Source organism: Paenibacillus sp. FSL L8-0435 (genome assembly GCF_037965655.1).
Lineage (GTDB): Bacteria > Bacillota > Bacilli > Paenibacillales > Paenibacillaceae > Paenibacillus.
Genome location: NZ_CP150185.1, coordinates 2777600 through 2794508 on the forward strand (window position 1 = coordinate 2777600; position 16909 = coordinate 2794508).

Annotated in this window: 3 protein-coding genes; all 3 read left to right on the forward strand. The window is 46.1% G+C overall.

Annotation, left to right across the window (positions count from 1 at the left end):
* Positions 1–4 precede the first annotated feature (4 nt).
* Genes NST33_RS12720 through NST33_RS12730 form a run of 3 tightly spaced genes read left to right on the forward strand, consistent with a single transcriptional unit; the run spans position 5 to position 16907 of the window.
* Positions 5–3961 (forward strand): beta-ketoacyl synthase N-terminal-like domain-containing protein, encoded by a 3957-nt coding sequence (locus NST33_RS12720; RefSeq protein WP_339308071.1) that lies wholly within the window; start codon positions 5–7, stop codon positions 3959–3961.
* Positions 3958–10167 (forward strand): SDR family NAD(P)-dependent oxidoreductase, encoded by a 6210-nt coding sequence (locus NST33_RS12725; RefSeq protein ID WP_339308073.1) that lies wholly within the window; start codon positions 3958–3960, stop codon positions 10165–10167. Before NST33_RS12720 ends, NST33_RS12725 begins: the two co-directional genes overlap by 4 nt.
* 47 nt (positions 10168–10214) lie before the next feature.
* Positions 10215–16907, forward strand: coding sequence for a beta-ketoacyl synthase N-terminal-like domain-containing protein (locus NST33_RS12730; protein WP_339308075.1), 6693 nt, complete (start codon positions 10215–10217; stop codon positions 16905–16907).
* Positions 16908–16909 lie beyond the last annotated feature (2 nt).

The window sequence follows — 16909 nt, forward strand, 5'->3', positions numbered from 1 at the left end:
TGTGATGATGCGACAAAAGAAGAACATGGAGCCAACATCCGATATTGATCCAGGATTTCGCCTTACAGATATTGCAATTGTTGGTATGGCATGCAGGTTTCCGCAGGCTGATCATTATACGACGTTTTGGGATAATCTTGCGAATGGAGTGGATTCTGTCAAGGAGATTCCTCCAGATCGATGGGATGTATCGAAGTTCTATTCTCAAGATATTGACGCCCCGAATAAGAGCATTGGTAAATGGTGCGGTCTGCTTGATGATGTGTATTCTTTTGATCACCGCTTTTTCAGTATCTCTCCCCGAGAGGCCAAAAATATGGACCCACAGCAACGAATGATGCTTGAAGTTTCCTGGCAATGCATTGAAGATTCCGGGATTTCACTTCAAAGGTTACAGAATCAGATCACTTCCGTTTATGCCGGAGTAATGACGGTAGATCACCGCCAAATGGCGTGCCTTCCCGAATTGGAGATAGATAGCTACGCTTGTCTTGGAAATTATGAAAGTATTCTTGCCAATCGAATTTCTTACATTATGGACTTCAAGGGCGCGAGTATATCAGTAAATGCAGCTTGTGCATCTTCATTAGTAGCCGTCCATGAAGCCAAACAAGCCCTGCAACGAAAAGAGTGCAATTACGCCTTAGCTGCATGTGTAAATCTAAATTTGCATCCCTGGAAGTTTATCTCATTTTCCAAGTCAAGAATGTTAAGTCCGGATGGACGTTGTAAAACCTTTGATAAGGAAGCCAATGGTTATGTACCAGGGGATGGAGCAGGCGTGTTGTTGCTTCAAAGGCTTGAAGATGCGTTAGCAGAAGGTAATCATATCTACGGGGTTATCAAAGGATCTGCCTGCAATCATGGTGGAAGAAGCGCATCCATAACTGCTCCGAGCATGAGGGCACAACAAGACGTCATCTTGGCTGCTTATCAGGATGCAGATATTTCCCCGGAAATGGTCACGTATATTGAGGCACATGGAACGGGAACGTCATTGGGAGATCCGATTGAAATTGAAGCGCTTAAAAATGCATTTGCTGCCTATACTTCCCGAACCCAATTCTGTCGGATTGGCTCGGTAAAAACCAATATTGGCCACTTGGAGAGTGCTGCTGGCATGGCTGGTATTGTGAAAGTGATCATGATGATGAAACATGGTAAAATACCTGCCAACCTTCATTTTAACGATCCTAATCCGATCATAGATTTTAAGAATACTCCTTTTGAAGTGGCGGGGGCTCTAACTGATTGGAACAGTGCTGGCGAAGGTTTACCTTTAAGAGCGGGCATAAGCTCTTTCGGTTTTGGTGGAGTCAACGCACATCTGGTGATTGAACAGTGGTGCACTGCACCCTCGAACAAACAGAAGGATGCCGTCGCCGCCCGTTCTCAACTGTTCACGCTATCAGGCAAATCGAAATGGCATTTGGAAAAACAGCTTGAATCGTGGAGAGCATTCTCGCTAACATCCGAGTTTGATGAGTGTACGCTGCGTGATATTAGTGGAACATTGTCCACGGGAAGAGTGGCTTTTCCTTATCGTTATGCTGTGATGGTAGACAATTTACAGCAGTTGAAGGAAGAGTTGCATTCGGAATCAAGTCGTCCTTTCATGCCCAAGCAGCAAAAGTGGGCAATAAGAATGGGGCACTTTTCCTATATAAACTATGAGCAATTTAGCAAGTTAACCCGTGGTTTACCGCATGTGGAGGACATCATCCAATCCTTACTGAATCAAATTGCCGATAGTGATCGTCCACTTGCCGATCACTATCGGCAGATGTTCTACAATGGACCATGGGAGCAAGAGACACTTCCGTGCTGTCAGTTCATTGCTGGATATGCCGTACTTCGATGTTTACTTGATGCGGGCTTAAAAGTGGAATGGATGACAGGGGAGCATACAGGGATGTGGGCTGTTCTTGCCGTAAACCAAATGATCGCTCCCGAAGAAATCCTTTTGAGGCTTTCAGGAAAAAATGAAGCTGATTTCATTAAACTACATCGTCCGTGTCTGCCTTACTATGACCCAACAGTGCAAGATATTTTGTATCCGATGTCCTTTGGCGAGTCTTATCTCCGGCGTTTGTTGGGTAGCTCGCAAATTGAAAGTGTGGACTCTGGGAATAGCGAGCATGATCGATTCGAATATCCAATGGTAAGTGATCACGAACGGGTTAAATATTATCTGACTAAGGGTCAATCACTCATCGCTCATCAGTTCACCTTCAGAAAGTATGTAGATGAATGGTCGAATCTTCTAGGTAAAGTAAGTGGGGACGATTGGAATTTGGAGGAGTTGCTTGGAAAGCCTGTTGATGTCTTGATGTGTACGGAGCTTTCCACTCAGCAGTTGTTCATTATAGTTACCGTTGTGGCTTATTCCCTAAGGAAGTTGAACCGCAAATGGAATTTGACGATAATGACTGAGCCCGATCCACGATTCGAAGAAATGTTGGATCTGATGAACGATCACATCTTACTTCCTGAAATGGTCGCCCGGCTTGTTTTGGATTCCAATGTGGACTATAAGGTTGTTGCCGAATCCATGAACCTGAAACAGCGAGAAAGGGATATGGAGCCCAATGAGAACCGATTATGTGCTCGAATTGATAACGTGCCCGAAATTGTAAATGTTGAGCAATGGCTGCATCAAACACAAGAAAGCCAAGTTGATCTGGAGAAGATTTCGTCAGACATCAAGATCATTGACATCGGAGTAGTTCAATCGGCCGCACCTGATAAGCTGAAACTTGCTTTAAAAGAGGATGAAGCGGGATATGACTTCTGGAATATCCTCGGTCAGTTATGGCTCCATGGCGTGAATGTGAGGTGGGACCTATGGTTCCCTTCAGGAACATTTAACAAGCTTGCCCTGCCTACTCAGCGTTTCGAGTCTGTAATACATCGATTACATGACCATAATGATACGGTAGCTCATGAAGCTAATCAATCGGTTAGCGATGTATATATGCTTACAAGTGTATATGAGAACAGCTTGGATAGGGCGTTGCACCCGATGATCGGCCGGAATACCTCAACCTTGGATGAATTCAAGTATCAAACGTTGTTTACAGGCAAAGAATTTTTTCTGAATGATCACCGCGTAGACGGTAAACGAACATTACCAGGTGTTGCTTATTTGGAGATGGCATTAGCCGCTGTGCAGAATGCAGGCATCCAGGAGGTCATCGGTTTTGGTGATGTGGTGTGGTCAAGACCCCTAATAGTCATGGAGCAACCTGTTGAAGTAAACATTTCGTTGTCTAAAACCCAGGAAAAAATTCAGTTCCACGTATGGACCGGCGACGATGTGAACCCTAGAAAAGTTTATGGGCAAGGGACGTTGTATGGAATAAAGACAGATGGCAACAAACAGGACACACGACAAGGCAATCCTTATAGGGTTAAACGGGATATCGATGCGATTAGAGGAAGATGTGTTGACCCTATTTCAGGAGTATATCGCAAACTTGAAAAGAGTCATCTGGTCTACGGTCCTTCCTTCCAATCCATTATGGACTGTTGTATGGGTGAGAACGAAGCTATTGCCAGGTTTGTCCTTCCAATCCCTTGTTATGAACAGTTACACGCTTATACGCTTCATCCTGTAGTGATGGACAGCGCACTGCAGACAGCGATGTTACTTGCCCAAAAGGTGAGCTCTGCTCCTTGTATGCCCTATTCCATAGGTGCGGTCAAATGGTGGAAGCGGCTTCCAGACAAGGGGAGTGTATATGTCAGGCAGCAGGGTACGCAAGGGGAAAAAGCATTCAAGTTTGATATTGTACTGCTTGATGAGCAGGAACTAATATGCATGGAAATGAGCGACTTTACAGTAAGACAGGTTCAGGACAAAAAGAGTCATGCGAAGGACCCATTGAAAACACTTTTGCGAAAATTGGAAGCCGGAGAGGTTGAACCTATTGATGTCTTAACTTATATGGAGGAACGATGAGAAAAGATCAGATGTTATCACTGGATCAGATTCTTGAAATGGTGAAGGGACGACGTCTCTCATCAGAGACAGCCTACCAGCTTATACAGGAAATAGAGCGGCATGATACTTCGGCTTCCAATAAGAAAAACCTGCATCAGAATACGTACCTGTATCCATCCTGGGAAATTCAAGACCTTCAACGTACCGTATTCAAAAGTGAAAGGCTTCTGTTATTTGTTTCTGGTGAAGAACACATGCAGCAATGGAACCAGAGCACTTCCGTAATTCGTGTGTTACAGGGAAATCAATTCATTGAGCAGGATGTTAATACATTTATAGTCCGCCCGGGACAGGAAGAGGATGTTGACCGTTTGTTCAACAGGCTGTCCGAATTACAGTGGATTCCTGATACTGTCGTTCATGGATGGAGTGGTACGGTACTTCCAGAAAATGAAGGGACCCTATTGAACAAGTGGCTCGCCCAGGGTGTGTACACCTTATTTTATACATGCCGATGGCTGGCGAAATGTGCTGACAAAAAGAAAGTACATCTTTTATATGCTTATTCCAGCGATCGTAAAGAAGATCCGGCAAATGAAGCTGTAAGCAGTTTCATGCGCAGTGTGAAATGGGAACACCCGCAATGGACATGTCGTACATTGGACATGGGAAATGAACCAGTCGATATGTTTCACCTCATCCAACAGGAGATGGAAGCTCGGGACCAGGCGGTAGAGGTACGTTATCGGGGCAATCGACGTTATGTGAAGAGATTGCTATCGCTGCCGAAAACAGAATATTCACAAGTAGAGTGGAATAAACAAGGCGTTTATTTGATTACAGGTGGGATGGGTGGTATCGGCCTCCAGTTTGCCTCCTTGCTTGCCCAATCCGCTCGAGTCATTGTTTTGTCTGGACGTTCCATTCTGAGTAGGGATCAGGAACAACAATTGTGTGATCTAGGGAAGTTTGGAGCTGAAATAGTGTATATTGCGGCGGATGTATCGCAACGTGAGTCCGCTTTTAATCTCATCCGTGAGTGCAAAACCAGATTTGGGGGCATTCATGGTCTGATTCATTGCGCTGGCGTATTGAGAGACTCAATGCTTCAATCCAAAAATAAAGTGGACATGGATGCTGTTATCGCTCCTAAAGTATACGGAACGGTTTGGCTGGACGAAGCTTCTTGTCATGAACAGTTGGACTTTTTCATCGTTTGCTCTTCCGTCATGTCCATTCTGGGCAACGCTGGACAATGTGATTATGCTTTTGCCAATGGCTTTATGGACAGTTTTTGCCGTCAGCGGAATCGGTTGAACAAAGAGGGGATGCGTTCGGGTCAAACGCTCTCTCTGAATTGGCCTCTGTGGTTGGAAGGAGGGATGGGAGTAGATTCAACCCATCGTCTTTTTTTGGAAAATACGCTCGGGGTTTCATCGATATCCAGCGAACATGCTATACAGGCTTTTGAGGATGCTTTTCATTGTAAGGAAAGTCAGCTAGTGATTGTTGGCGGGGATGCAACCAAATTTCAGAAGGTACACGAGAAAACGTCGTTTGCGGATGAGGACTCGGTTCCAAAAGAAATGTTGTTAGAGAACAGCATAAATGAGGAGGTTTTACTAGAAAGGGCTTCAGAAATTATGTTGACCATATCCTCACAGATTCTCAGTGTTGATGTACATGAAATGGATCTGGATGCGGATAAAAGCGACTATGGGTTTGATTCCATTTCGACGACTGACTTTGTCAATCGACTCAACGCAACGTACAACATTGATCTAACGCCCCCTATTGTGTTTGAATATGCGACTTTAGGGGCCTTTGCAACCTACCTAATCGGAGCTTATGGCGAAGACATCGCCCGATATCATGGAATGAGTGGCGGGCACGTTGAACTCGAATTGCAGACTCCGCATATGGTCGGTGATGATGAAACACATGAGATTGCAAGTGAGCCTATCGAACTCCATAGGAGGAATAAAGAACCCATTGCCATTATTGGAATAGGCGCTCACATGCCTCAATCCGAGAGTATGGATGAACTATGGGAGAACTTGGTTTCCGGGAAAACATTCATTTCCGAAATCCCTCCTGAACGCTGGGATTGGCATCAATATTATGGGGACCCAATAAAAGAAGTCAACAAAACCAACATCAAATGGGGCGGATTTATGAAAGCCATTGATCAATTTGATGCTTCGTTTTTTGGAATTTCGCCTCATGAAGCTGGGTTGATGGACCCGAGACAGCGCATTTATTTGCAAACTGTATGGGAAGCCATTGAAGATGCCGGTTACAGGCCATCGGAGTTGTCCGGGAGTAAAACAGGTATGTTTGTCGGGGTGGTTAGTTCAGATTATTATGACCTGATTCACCAATCAGGCGTTCCAACTGAAGCACATACAGCTTTGGGCATATTTCATTCCATTCTGGCTAACCGAATTTCATATCTTCTAAATCTGCATGGACCTAGTGAACCCGTGGATACAGCCTGTTCCGGTTCACTGGTCGCCATTCATCGGGCAGTGGAATCGATACACAACGGAGAATGTGAACTGGCAGTTGCTGGAGGCATCAGTGTTATCGCAAGTCCACAGCTGATGATTGCCTTTAATCAGGCAGGCATGCTCAGTGTGGATGGTCGCTGTAAAACCTTTGATCAAGGTGCTGATGGGTACGTTCGTGGCGAAGGTAGTGGGGCATTGCTGCTCAAACCGTTGTCCAAAGCGGAAGCGGATGGAGACCATATCTATGGAGTAATTCAGGCAACGGCTATAAATCATGGGGGACATGCCAACACTTTGACATCTCCAAATCCTAATGCACAGGCAGAACTTATTGTTGAAGCATGGTCCAGATCCGGAATTGATCCGAGGACAGTAGATTATATTGAAGCACATGGTACGGGGACCCCATTGGGTGATCCGATCGAGATAAATGCGCTTAAAAAAGCTTTCTCTCAGCTGGTTCAAGACTGGGATGAGTTGCATGGTAAGCCGAGCGGTTCTGCCTCTGAGTCCTCCGTTCCGCACTGTGCAGTCGGAACGATAAAAACCTATATTGGACACTTGGAGGCAGCAGCAGGAGTGGCGGGAGTCCTCAACGTGGTACTCAGTATGAAGCATAACCGATTGTTGCCGAATTTGGAGCTAAATGAAGTTAACCCTTACATCCAGTTGGAGAACAGTCCGTTTTATATCGTAAAGGAAGGGCAGACCTGGAATCGTAAACATGATGCTGCCCCAAGAAGTGCAGGCGTAAGTTCATTTGGCTTTGGAGGTGTCAATGCTCATATTGTCATCAGCGAATACGTGACTAAGCATGACAGTTCCCTGATTATATTCAATCGCCCCCAGTTACTCATCGTTTCTGCAAAGAACAGAGATCGATTGAAAGCATATGCGAGGCGAATCGTTGAATTTCTGAGTCAAACGGATGGGATTACCCTGGCTGATGTTGCATTTACAATGCAAACGGGCAGGGAAGAGATGGAGGAAAGACTTGCATTGGTGAGTTCAAGCATCGATGACACCGTGGAAATGCTTAATCGGTTTATTGCAGATGAGACAGAAAATCTATCTCCATGTTGGCAAGGGAGCGTAACCAAGCGCAAGCCCTCACAAGATGAACAGGCTATAGCTTACCATCAGCCTTCCACAGATCAGGATTTCATGGTTGAAGCAGAGCTCCATAAACTTGCTCAGCTCTGGGTAACTGGCAACCGGATTGATTGGTCTTCAATGGATAAAGGAGAACGGAAACGGAAAATTTCCATCCCGACTTATCCGTTTGCAGAGACACGGCACTGGCTTCCTAATCCAGTCAAACGGATAGAAAGCCAAGAGATTCATCGGTCGGGAGTGGACAACAGATTCATGATGAAGCTGGAAAATAGATCGGATTTTCGCGCATACAGCTACGAATTTGCATTTACTGGACAAGAATCCTTTTTTCGGGATCACGAAATAAACGGATATAACGTATTGCCTGCCTCAGCTCATATTGAATTGATCAGAGCCGCTGTCATGATGGCTGCTCAACCAGGAGAGGGCGAACAAATCAGCCTTAAAAAGCTCGTATGGCTCAAACCTGTTGTCGCCAAAAAAGGCATGGGAAGGCTTCAAATACTTCTTAAACCATCTTCGAATGGATTTATTGAGGTCACCGTTCATTCTCCAACTAGTTCTCAGGGGGATGAGACAAACACCGTGGTTTTTAGCCAAGGGACTGCTGTGATAACCAAGCGTGAAGTACGTAAAACATACGAAATGGAGACTATCCTGAGCAGCTGTAGTCTGGGAAATTTTACATCAGAGCAATGTTATTCCTTTTTTTCAGCCAGGGGTATGCAGTATGGTCCAGACTTCCAGGGTCTGAAATCTGTAGCAGTGGGTCATGATCAAGCTCTGGCCAGAATTGCCTTGCCTCCGGGTATTATGGATGGATATCAGGACGGCACCATTCATCCCGGACTTCTGGATAACGCTTTTCAGGCTGCAATCGGGATCTGGCTAAGTACTTCGGGAAGTATTCAGGACGAGCAGCAAGATACGCCTTTGTTGCCCTTCTCTATACAACAAATTCAAATCATTGGCTCCTGTGAAGCTGAGATGTGGGCTCATGTCCGAGTCCATCAGGAGAGTGGCAGCGCTGCTGTGCACGCGGATACCGAATATGACATAGATTTGTTTAGTGTGAAGGGTGATGTACGGGTATCCGTTAGGGCAATGCGTTTTAGAAGACCTGAGTCGAAAGTTCCAGATCTTGAAGAAACTAAAGGTGTGGAGACTTACGAGTTACAAATGTTGGCCCCTGTATGGAAAGAGCAGACAATCGGCTTGTATGAACATGAACGTGTACTCAACGATCTCCCGGGAGAAATATGCTTGGTAGGTACGAAGAGCTCGTACTTGACCCAGCTGCTCAAACACCTGCCACATGCCGAGATGATCGTTTTGAATCCACAGGATTCGATCATGCGCATCTCTGAACAACTAAACCTAATCATGAACCTTCGTCATATGGTGTGGATATCTCCGATCACGGCTGGAAGCTCGCCTGATGTCAAGGGAATGGTTGAGGCTCAGGAAGATGGCGTGTTTCTTCTATACAGACTGATTAAGGCACTTTTTCAGAATGGATATGGGAATCGGAGCATGGAATGGACTGTAATCACGATGCGGGCAAACGCCATTCATACACTTGATTCCGTTGATCCCACTCATGCCGGGATACATGGTCTTATAGGAGTCCTGTGCAAAGAACGACCCGGATGGAAGGTTAGACAGGTGGATTTGGATCAGTTGAATGATAAGAATATGTACGAATTGTTTTCGCTGTCTGCTGATTCCTATGGATTCCCATATGTAAACCGACAAGGCGAATGGTTTCGTCAACAACTTGTGCCCGTTACATATTCTCCTGTGAGTTCCGGGCAGTCTCATTCCTATCGCCATGGGGGTGTATACGTTGTTATTGGAGGAGCAGGCGGAATCGGAGAGGCATGGAGTGAATATATGATCCGGCATTACAAAGCCCAGATCATCTGGCTGGGAAGAAGGGAAATGGATGCTGATATTCAGGCGAAATTGCAAAGGCTGGGCGAGCTTGGCCCCGCGCCCTGTTACATGGCTGTTAATGCAACGGATTCAGAAGCAATGCGTCAGGCATGTATAAATATTAGGCGGAATCATCAAGCCATTAATGGTTTTATTCATTCTGCCATCGTGTTGGAGGATCGCAGTCTGGAATATATGGACGAAGCTTCTTTTCGGAAAGCTTATTCCACCAAGGTAGACATCAGCATCAATATAGCCAAAGCGTGTATCGGAGAGTCGCCTGACTTTGTACTCTTTTTTTCGTCCATGAATTCCTTTTTGAATTCGGCCGGACAGGCGAATTACGTAGCCGGCTGTACGTTCAAAGATGTATTTGCCCAATTTTTGAGACAGTGCTGTGATTTTCCTATCAAAGTGATGAACTGGGGATATTGGGGAAGTGTGGGTTCGGTACGTTCTGAATATTATAAGACACGCATGGCGAAAGCAGGACAAGGTTCAATCGAAGCTCCTGAAGCGATGGAGGCTCTAGATGTACTGATGAATGGTGTGCTGGATCAGATTGCATTGATAAAGAAACAGTCTTTGGTAGATATACAGATCTTAGATGAAGAAGAATCCATTATGGTCTATCAGGGGGCTGTACCGTCTCAGGTTATATAACAGGGGTCTGAAGAGCGGGGATTATCAGACGGTGGGGGGAACGTGTAATGACAGAACTGAAAGAGTTGTTGGGTCAATTATTATGGGGCAGACTGCATGCTGCAGGACTTTTGAGTAATTTCCGGGGTGAAGATGCAGCTGTAGCAGAAATACCTGATTCATTGATCGAGCGTTACGAAAGATGGTGGCGGGAGAGTTTCCTTTATTTGCGAAAATACGGTTATTGCACCTCTACTGACGCTGTAAATCCCTTGATTCAGACCAACGATACGGACCTGGCTCATGCATGGAAGGAATGGGATAGGAAAAAATTGCTGTGGCTATCCGATCCAAATGTGTCTTCCTACATTCCACTGCTGGATGCCACGCTCCGAGCACTGCCGGACATTTTGACTGGTCAGAAGTCCGCAACCGACATTATTTTTCCGAATAGTTCCATGCATCTGGTGGAGAACATTTACATGAACAATCCTGCTGCCGATTATTTCAATGCCGTTTTGGCAGATCGGGTTGCAGCTATTATAAAACAGCAACTTGTGCGGGAGCCGAGTGCACATATTCGCCTTGTGGAGATCGGAGCTGGAACAGGAGGCACGAGCCAGGCAGTTTTTAACCGTCTGAATGATTTTTATCCCCATATTCTGGAATACTGTTATACGGATCTTTCCCAGGCTTTTTTAAGTCATGCCCAAAAGGTATATGGCCCGCGTTATCCGTACCTTACATACGGAACGTTTGATTTGTCCAAACCGGTGTCCACCCAATCTTTGCAAGCGGGGACCTATGATATAGCGATAGCAACTAATGTCATGCATGCTGCTCCTAATATTCGCCTTGCCTTAAGGAATGTTAAGGCATTGCTCCGTTGTAAGGGTGTCTTTTTGATTAATGAAATTACCGAAAATACGCTTATGAATCACCTTACGTTTGGGTTATTGGATGGGTGGTGGAGCTATGTGGACCCTGCTCTGCGTATTTCCGGAGGACCTTTGCTTGAACAGGAAACTTGGAAAAACGTATTGTTATCCGAGGGGTTCGGGGAAGTTCAGTTACTGGCTCACACTGACGAATTCAAGGGCCAGCAAGTGATAATGGGGACAAGCAATGGCGTGGTACGTCAGCAAACCTTGAAACATGAGCAAACGGTAAAACATCAGGTCCAAAGTCAAACGAGCCGTAATTCGCAGAATATGCAGGAAAAACCGTCAGAAATCCGGTTACCTGAATTGGAGAGTTCACGTTCATCCGAAGAAAAACTGAAGTACATAAAGGAAGTGCTTGTTCGGGCACTATGCGAATCTTTGAAAGTGGAGGCACAGCTTATCGACCATGAGGAGGCTTTTTCCGATTATGGGGTTGACTCCATAACGGGTGTTCGATTAATTCATTCGATTAATGAACGATTGGGAACGGAGCTGTTCACCACTGATATTTTTGATTTTCCTTGTGTCAACCTGCTTGCACAGTATATTGCCCCTATGTATCAGGAGAAACCGCTGGAGCCAGAACAACAAATGGAGTTTCATGGAGGTTGCAGTGCCGAGAAGCCCGACGTTCAACGAACTGAACGGATTAGTGAAGAGCGAGAGTTCACGTTGGATGATGCCATGGAGAGTCATTCCGATGGCGATATAACATCCCCCGGTTCCAACAACAGACACAAGGATATTGCGATCATTGGCTACAGCGGCAGATTCCCGCAATCGGATAATGTGGATGAATTATGGGAGCATTTGGCCGCAGGTCATGACTTGATTCAGCGTGGGGCGCGGTGGACTTCGGAACAGACAGGATCATCCGTAGAGAAAACGGAAAATAATCATGGAGCTTTTTTGGAAGATAGCGACTGTTTTGACCCCTTGTTTTTCAAAATTTCCAATGTTGAAGCAATGCATATGGACCCACAGCAGCGATTGTTTCTGGAGGAATCGTGGAAAACCCTTGAACACGCTGGATATGCAGGGGAACTGATTCATGGCCGCAAATGCGGAGTCTACACCGGATATTGCGGAGGAGACTATGAGAAGTTGGTCGGTGAACAGGCACCTGCACAAGCTTTTTGGGGTAATGCTGCATCCATCGTACCTGCCCGGGTATCCTATTTTCTGAATTTACAGGGGCCAGCAATCGCAGTGGATACCGCATGTTCTAGTTCGTTGGTTGCCATTCATCTGGCTTGTCAAGCTCTATGGTCAGGGGAAGTGGAGCTTGCTCTGGCAGGTGGAGTGTTTGTGCAATCGACGCCTGATTTTTATAATTCTGCTAGTCGGGCGGGCATGTTGTCCCCTGCTGGAAGGTGTCATAGCTTTGATGAACGTGCAGACGGTTTTGTACCGGGTGAAGGTGTTGGAGCCGTGTTGCTCAAACGGCTGGAGGATGCCATCCGAGATGGCGATCATGTACACGGGATCATCAAAGGCAGCTGTATCAATCAGGATGGGAGTACCAATGGTATCACAGCCCCTAGTAGAGCTTCGCAGGAAAGACTGGAACGCCAGTTATACGACCAGTTCGGTGTTAATCCGGAGCAGATCCAATTGGTTGAAGCACATGGTACTGGAACGAAGTTGGGTGATCCCATTGAATTCGATGCGCTGAATCGAAGTTTCCGGAAGTATACAAGTCGTTCACAATATGCTGCACTAGGTTCGATCAAGTCCAATATGGGACATTCGATTGCAGCAGCGGGCATAGCTGGTGTGATCAAATTATTATTGGCCTTGAAACATCAACAGATTCCGCCATCCATTCATTATTCCAAAGCGAATCCAGATATTGATTTTTCGAAAAGTCCATTCTATGTCAACACTCAATTAATTCCATGGCATACACCCCCCGGACAAAAAAGGGCTGCACTTGTAAGCTCATTTGGCTTTAGTGGAACCAATGCTCACCTTGCCATTGAGGAGCCTCCCGGAGAGTTGTCTCCTTTAATACATAAACCGGGTTATCTATTGGTGTGGTCTGCACAATCGACAGGACAGTTAAGGGAACAAGTGAGACGAATGGTGCAACATTACGGGAAAGTGGCTGCCCGGCTTGATTTTGCTAGTGCAAGCTTCACTTTGATGACGGGGAGAAGGCATTTGGAGCATCGGGCAGCCTGTGTAGTCCAGCATTCGGACGATCTGGCCTCCATTTTGGAACAATGGCTGGACACCGGAGGCTCATCACAGATCTACACGACGGATTTATCAGGCCAGCCTTCCCAAGAGCAATCCGTTCTTCGACGTTTTGGCAATGAATGTATCCAACAAATAGCTACCGAATCATTAGATGATTCGCGATATGTTGAAAACCTGCATACTATTGCAGAACTGTATGTACAAGGGTATGAATTGGATTATAACCGGCTTTATTTGACAGAAAAGTATAAAAGAATACCTCTGCCAACGTATCCTTTTGCACGGGAAAAATATTGGGTGAGGTCTGGGATAGCGACGAGGTCCGTTGAAACAGATGTAAAAAGTGAGATTTCGAATGTTGCTTCTGACAACAAAGAGGAGAGAATAGCAAAGCTTCTTTTGAAGCAATGGAAGCATTCGGCAGTTACAAATCCTGATCCTGGGCATGGAAAAGTTGTGGTTGGATCTACACTGGAAACCGTTGGGCTTGCCAATAAACTTTCACAAATGATACAGGGCAGCCAGGTTGTGCTTGTGAGTGAGGAGGAGCAGGACTCTGGACGTTTGCTCGATGTTTTGATGAATTGTGATGCTTTTATAGATCTGTCAGGCTGTGGGCGAAAGATGGAAGCAGAAGAAATGATGCTGGACAAACTGATCTACTGGTTAGCAAGGCTTCAACAAATGATTGATACCCGTGGTCACAAAGAATTAAAGCTGCTTGGAGTCACTATGGGGCTGGAGTCTTTCCAAAATAAATCGATTTATCTAGGTGGAGCAGAACGGGCTGGGCTCTACAGGATACTACAAAGTGAGTACAGACATATTATTTCGCGGCATATCGATGTGGACCCGGCTGACAGTGAGCTTGATGTCGCAGCACAAATCGTTCAGGAGTTAACTCATACGGGTAAGGAACAGGAAGTCTGTTATCGTGAAGGACAGCGGTACAGTGCTTATCTTGATACACTCGAAAACATCAATATACAGCAGTTGAATCAAAACCGACTCGCTTTTCCCTCCAATCACGTTCTTTGGGTCACTGGAGGGACACGGGGTCTAGGCATGCATTGTGCGCAGCATGCCGTCCGACACTACGGGGTCCGTAAACTTGTTCTGATGGGTCAGACCCCATTTCCATCTCGACATGAATGGGGGGCACGACGCGAGGACAAAGATGAGATCGGCAGTAAAGTTAGAAGTATCCTGGAATTGGAGAAGCAGGGCGTTCAGATTGAAGTACTGTCTTTTGATATAGGTGATAAAGAGAAACTTCTGGAGGCTGCAAAACACATACGTTCAACGATGGGCGTAGCCGGAGGAGTAATTCACGCAGCTGGCATAGCCGACATGGAAAATCCCGCCTTTATTCGTAAACCACTGGAGTCGATTCGGAACGTATTGTCTCCCAAAATATTAGGCACTGTAGCACTCTATGAATGCTTCCGTCACGATCCTTTGAAATTTTTTGTCCTGTTCTCTTCTGTGGCTGGAGCCATTTCGAAACTTGGTGTCGGACAAAGCGATTACGCTATGGCTAACACCTACATGGATTATTATGCCGAAGCGAATGCCCATACCAGTCCACTCATCAGTATCCAATGGCCGAACTGGAAGGAATCCGGGATGGGTGAGTTTCCAAGTCAAGCTTATAACGAAACCGGTCTGCTTAGCATCACGGATGAAGAAGGATTGAAGCTGCTGGACTGGGCACTAATCACTCAACCAGGTGCAGTTATGCTTCCGGCAATCGTGAGTAGCGAATTCATTGACACTGAGGGGAAATTGGGAATTTCCAGAGTGGTGAAAGCAGAAACGATGTCCGAAATACCTATGACAAGTGGTGTTCCTTTTTCTGATACATCCGAGATATTACAGATGAAATTAAGTTCCATATTCGCCGAGGAATTGTGTATTGAACCCGAGAAAATGAACCCGGACCGATCCTTCGAACATTTCGGGATGGATTCAATCTTGATTGCTCAGCTGGCACGCCGGATGGAACGCGAACTTCAAATTCCTGTGGTGGAACCTGGTCTTTTTTTGGACTATCCAACGATTGCAGGACTGACAGGGGCTTTGCTGCAAAAATACGCAACAAGTCCACGTACATCTCCCGAACAGATCAACAGACATGAGGCTCGACAGATTCTCCAGCCGCCCAAAGATCGTTCTCGATCCCGAGTGGCCATCATTGGAATGGCCTGTCATTTCCCGGATGCGGTGAACCCGGAACAATTTTGGAACAATCTAAAAACAGGCAAAAACAGTATACGTGAAATTCCGTCATCCCGGTGGGATTGGAGAACGTACTACCATCCTGATGGCAAAGCCGGGAAAAGCATGAGCAAATGGGGGGCTTTTCTCGATGAGCTGGAATGGTTTGATCCCGATTTTTTCGGAATGGATCATTCCCTGGCAACTCATCTGGACCCTTTGCAAAGGCAGTGGCTTGAGGTTAGCGCTGAAGCACTTGCAGATGCAGGATATGGAAAGAGTCAGCTTGAGTCGCTTGAGGTTGGTGTATTTGCAGGGGCAAGAACAGGTCATTTCATGAGCAAAATACGTCGGGACAACAAACAAACCATTATTGGCACAGGTCAAAATTTTATTACGGCACATTTGGCTCATTTATATAACCTCAGAGGTCCCAACATGGTCGTGGACACCGCTTGTTCCAGTTCCCTAACAGCCATCCATCTGGGTGCCCGGAGTTTGCAGAATGGGGAAGCAGATCTGGTGATCGCCGGTGGGGTTGAAGTTTTATTGGACGAGACCCCTTATCTTTCCCTGACTGCATCAAAGGTGCTGTCACCAGATGGACAATGTAAAACCTTTGATGCCTCCGCTAATGGAATTGGGGTTGGGGAGGGCTGTGGAGTAATCGTCATGAAACGATTGGAACAGGCCATAACGGACGGTGACAAAATCTACGGAGTGATTGATGGCTCTGCGATTAACAATGATGGTCATACAATGGGCGTCACCACACCGAATCCCCAGGCTCAGCAGTCGTTAATCGAACGTGCCATCAAGGATGCAAATATTGATCCGGCTTCAATCAATTATGTAGAAACACATGGAACAGGCACGGTCATTGGAGATCCCATTGAGCTTAAAGCGTTAACCCAAGTGCTGGGAACCAGTATGACAAAGGGGGATCTTTGCGGTGTGGGAAGTGTCAAAAGCAATGTGGGACATCTGTTGAGTGCAGCAGGGGCAGTTAGCATGATCAAGGTTTTGCTGAGTATGGTACATGGTCAGATCCCGCCCAGTTTAAATTGTCCGCATCCGAATCCGAGATTTCGGTTTGAAGAAAGTCCGTTATTCCTTGTTCAAGAACTTACACCTTGGACCAATAAAGTGTTGCGTGCGGGTGTCAGCGCGTTTGGACTCGGAGGAAATAACGCTCATATCCTTGTCAGCAATGAAGGTGTACCAGACCCAAATAAAGCAACACTGGAACCTCGTTTCAATCGCATTATCTGGAATAGAGCCCGGTTTTGGCCGGATGAGGTTGAGGAGAAAAACTTGGTGTTCGGATCGTCTTCAGGACAAACCCATCGTAAGCCTGAGCATATGCTGTCTTTCTTCACACCGAAAAAATTGCAGTAAGG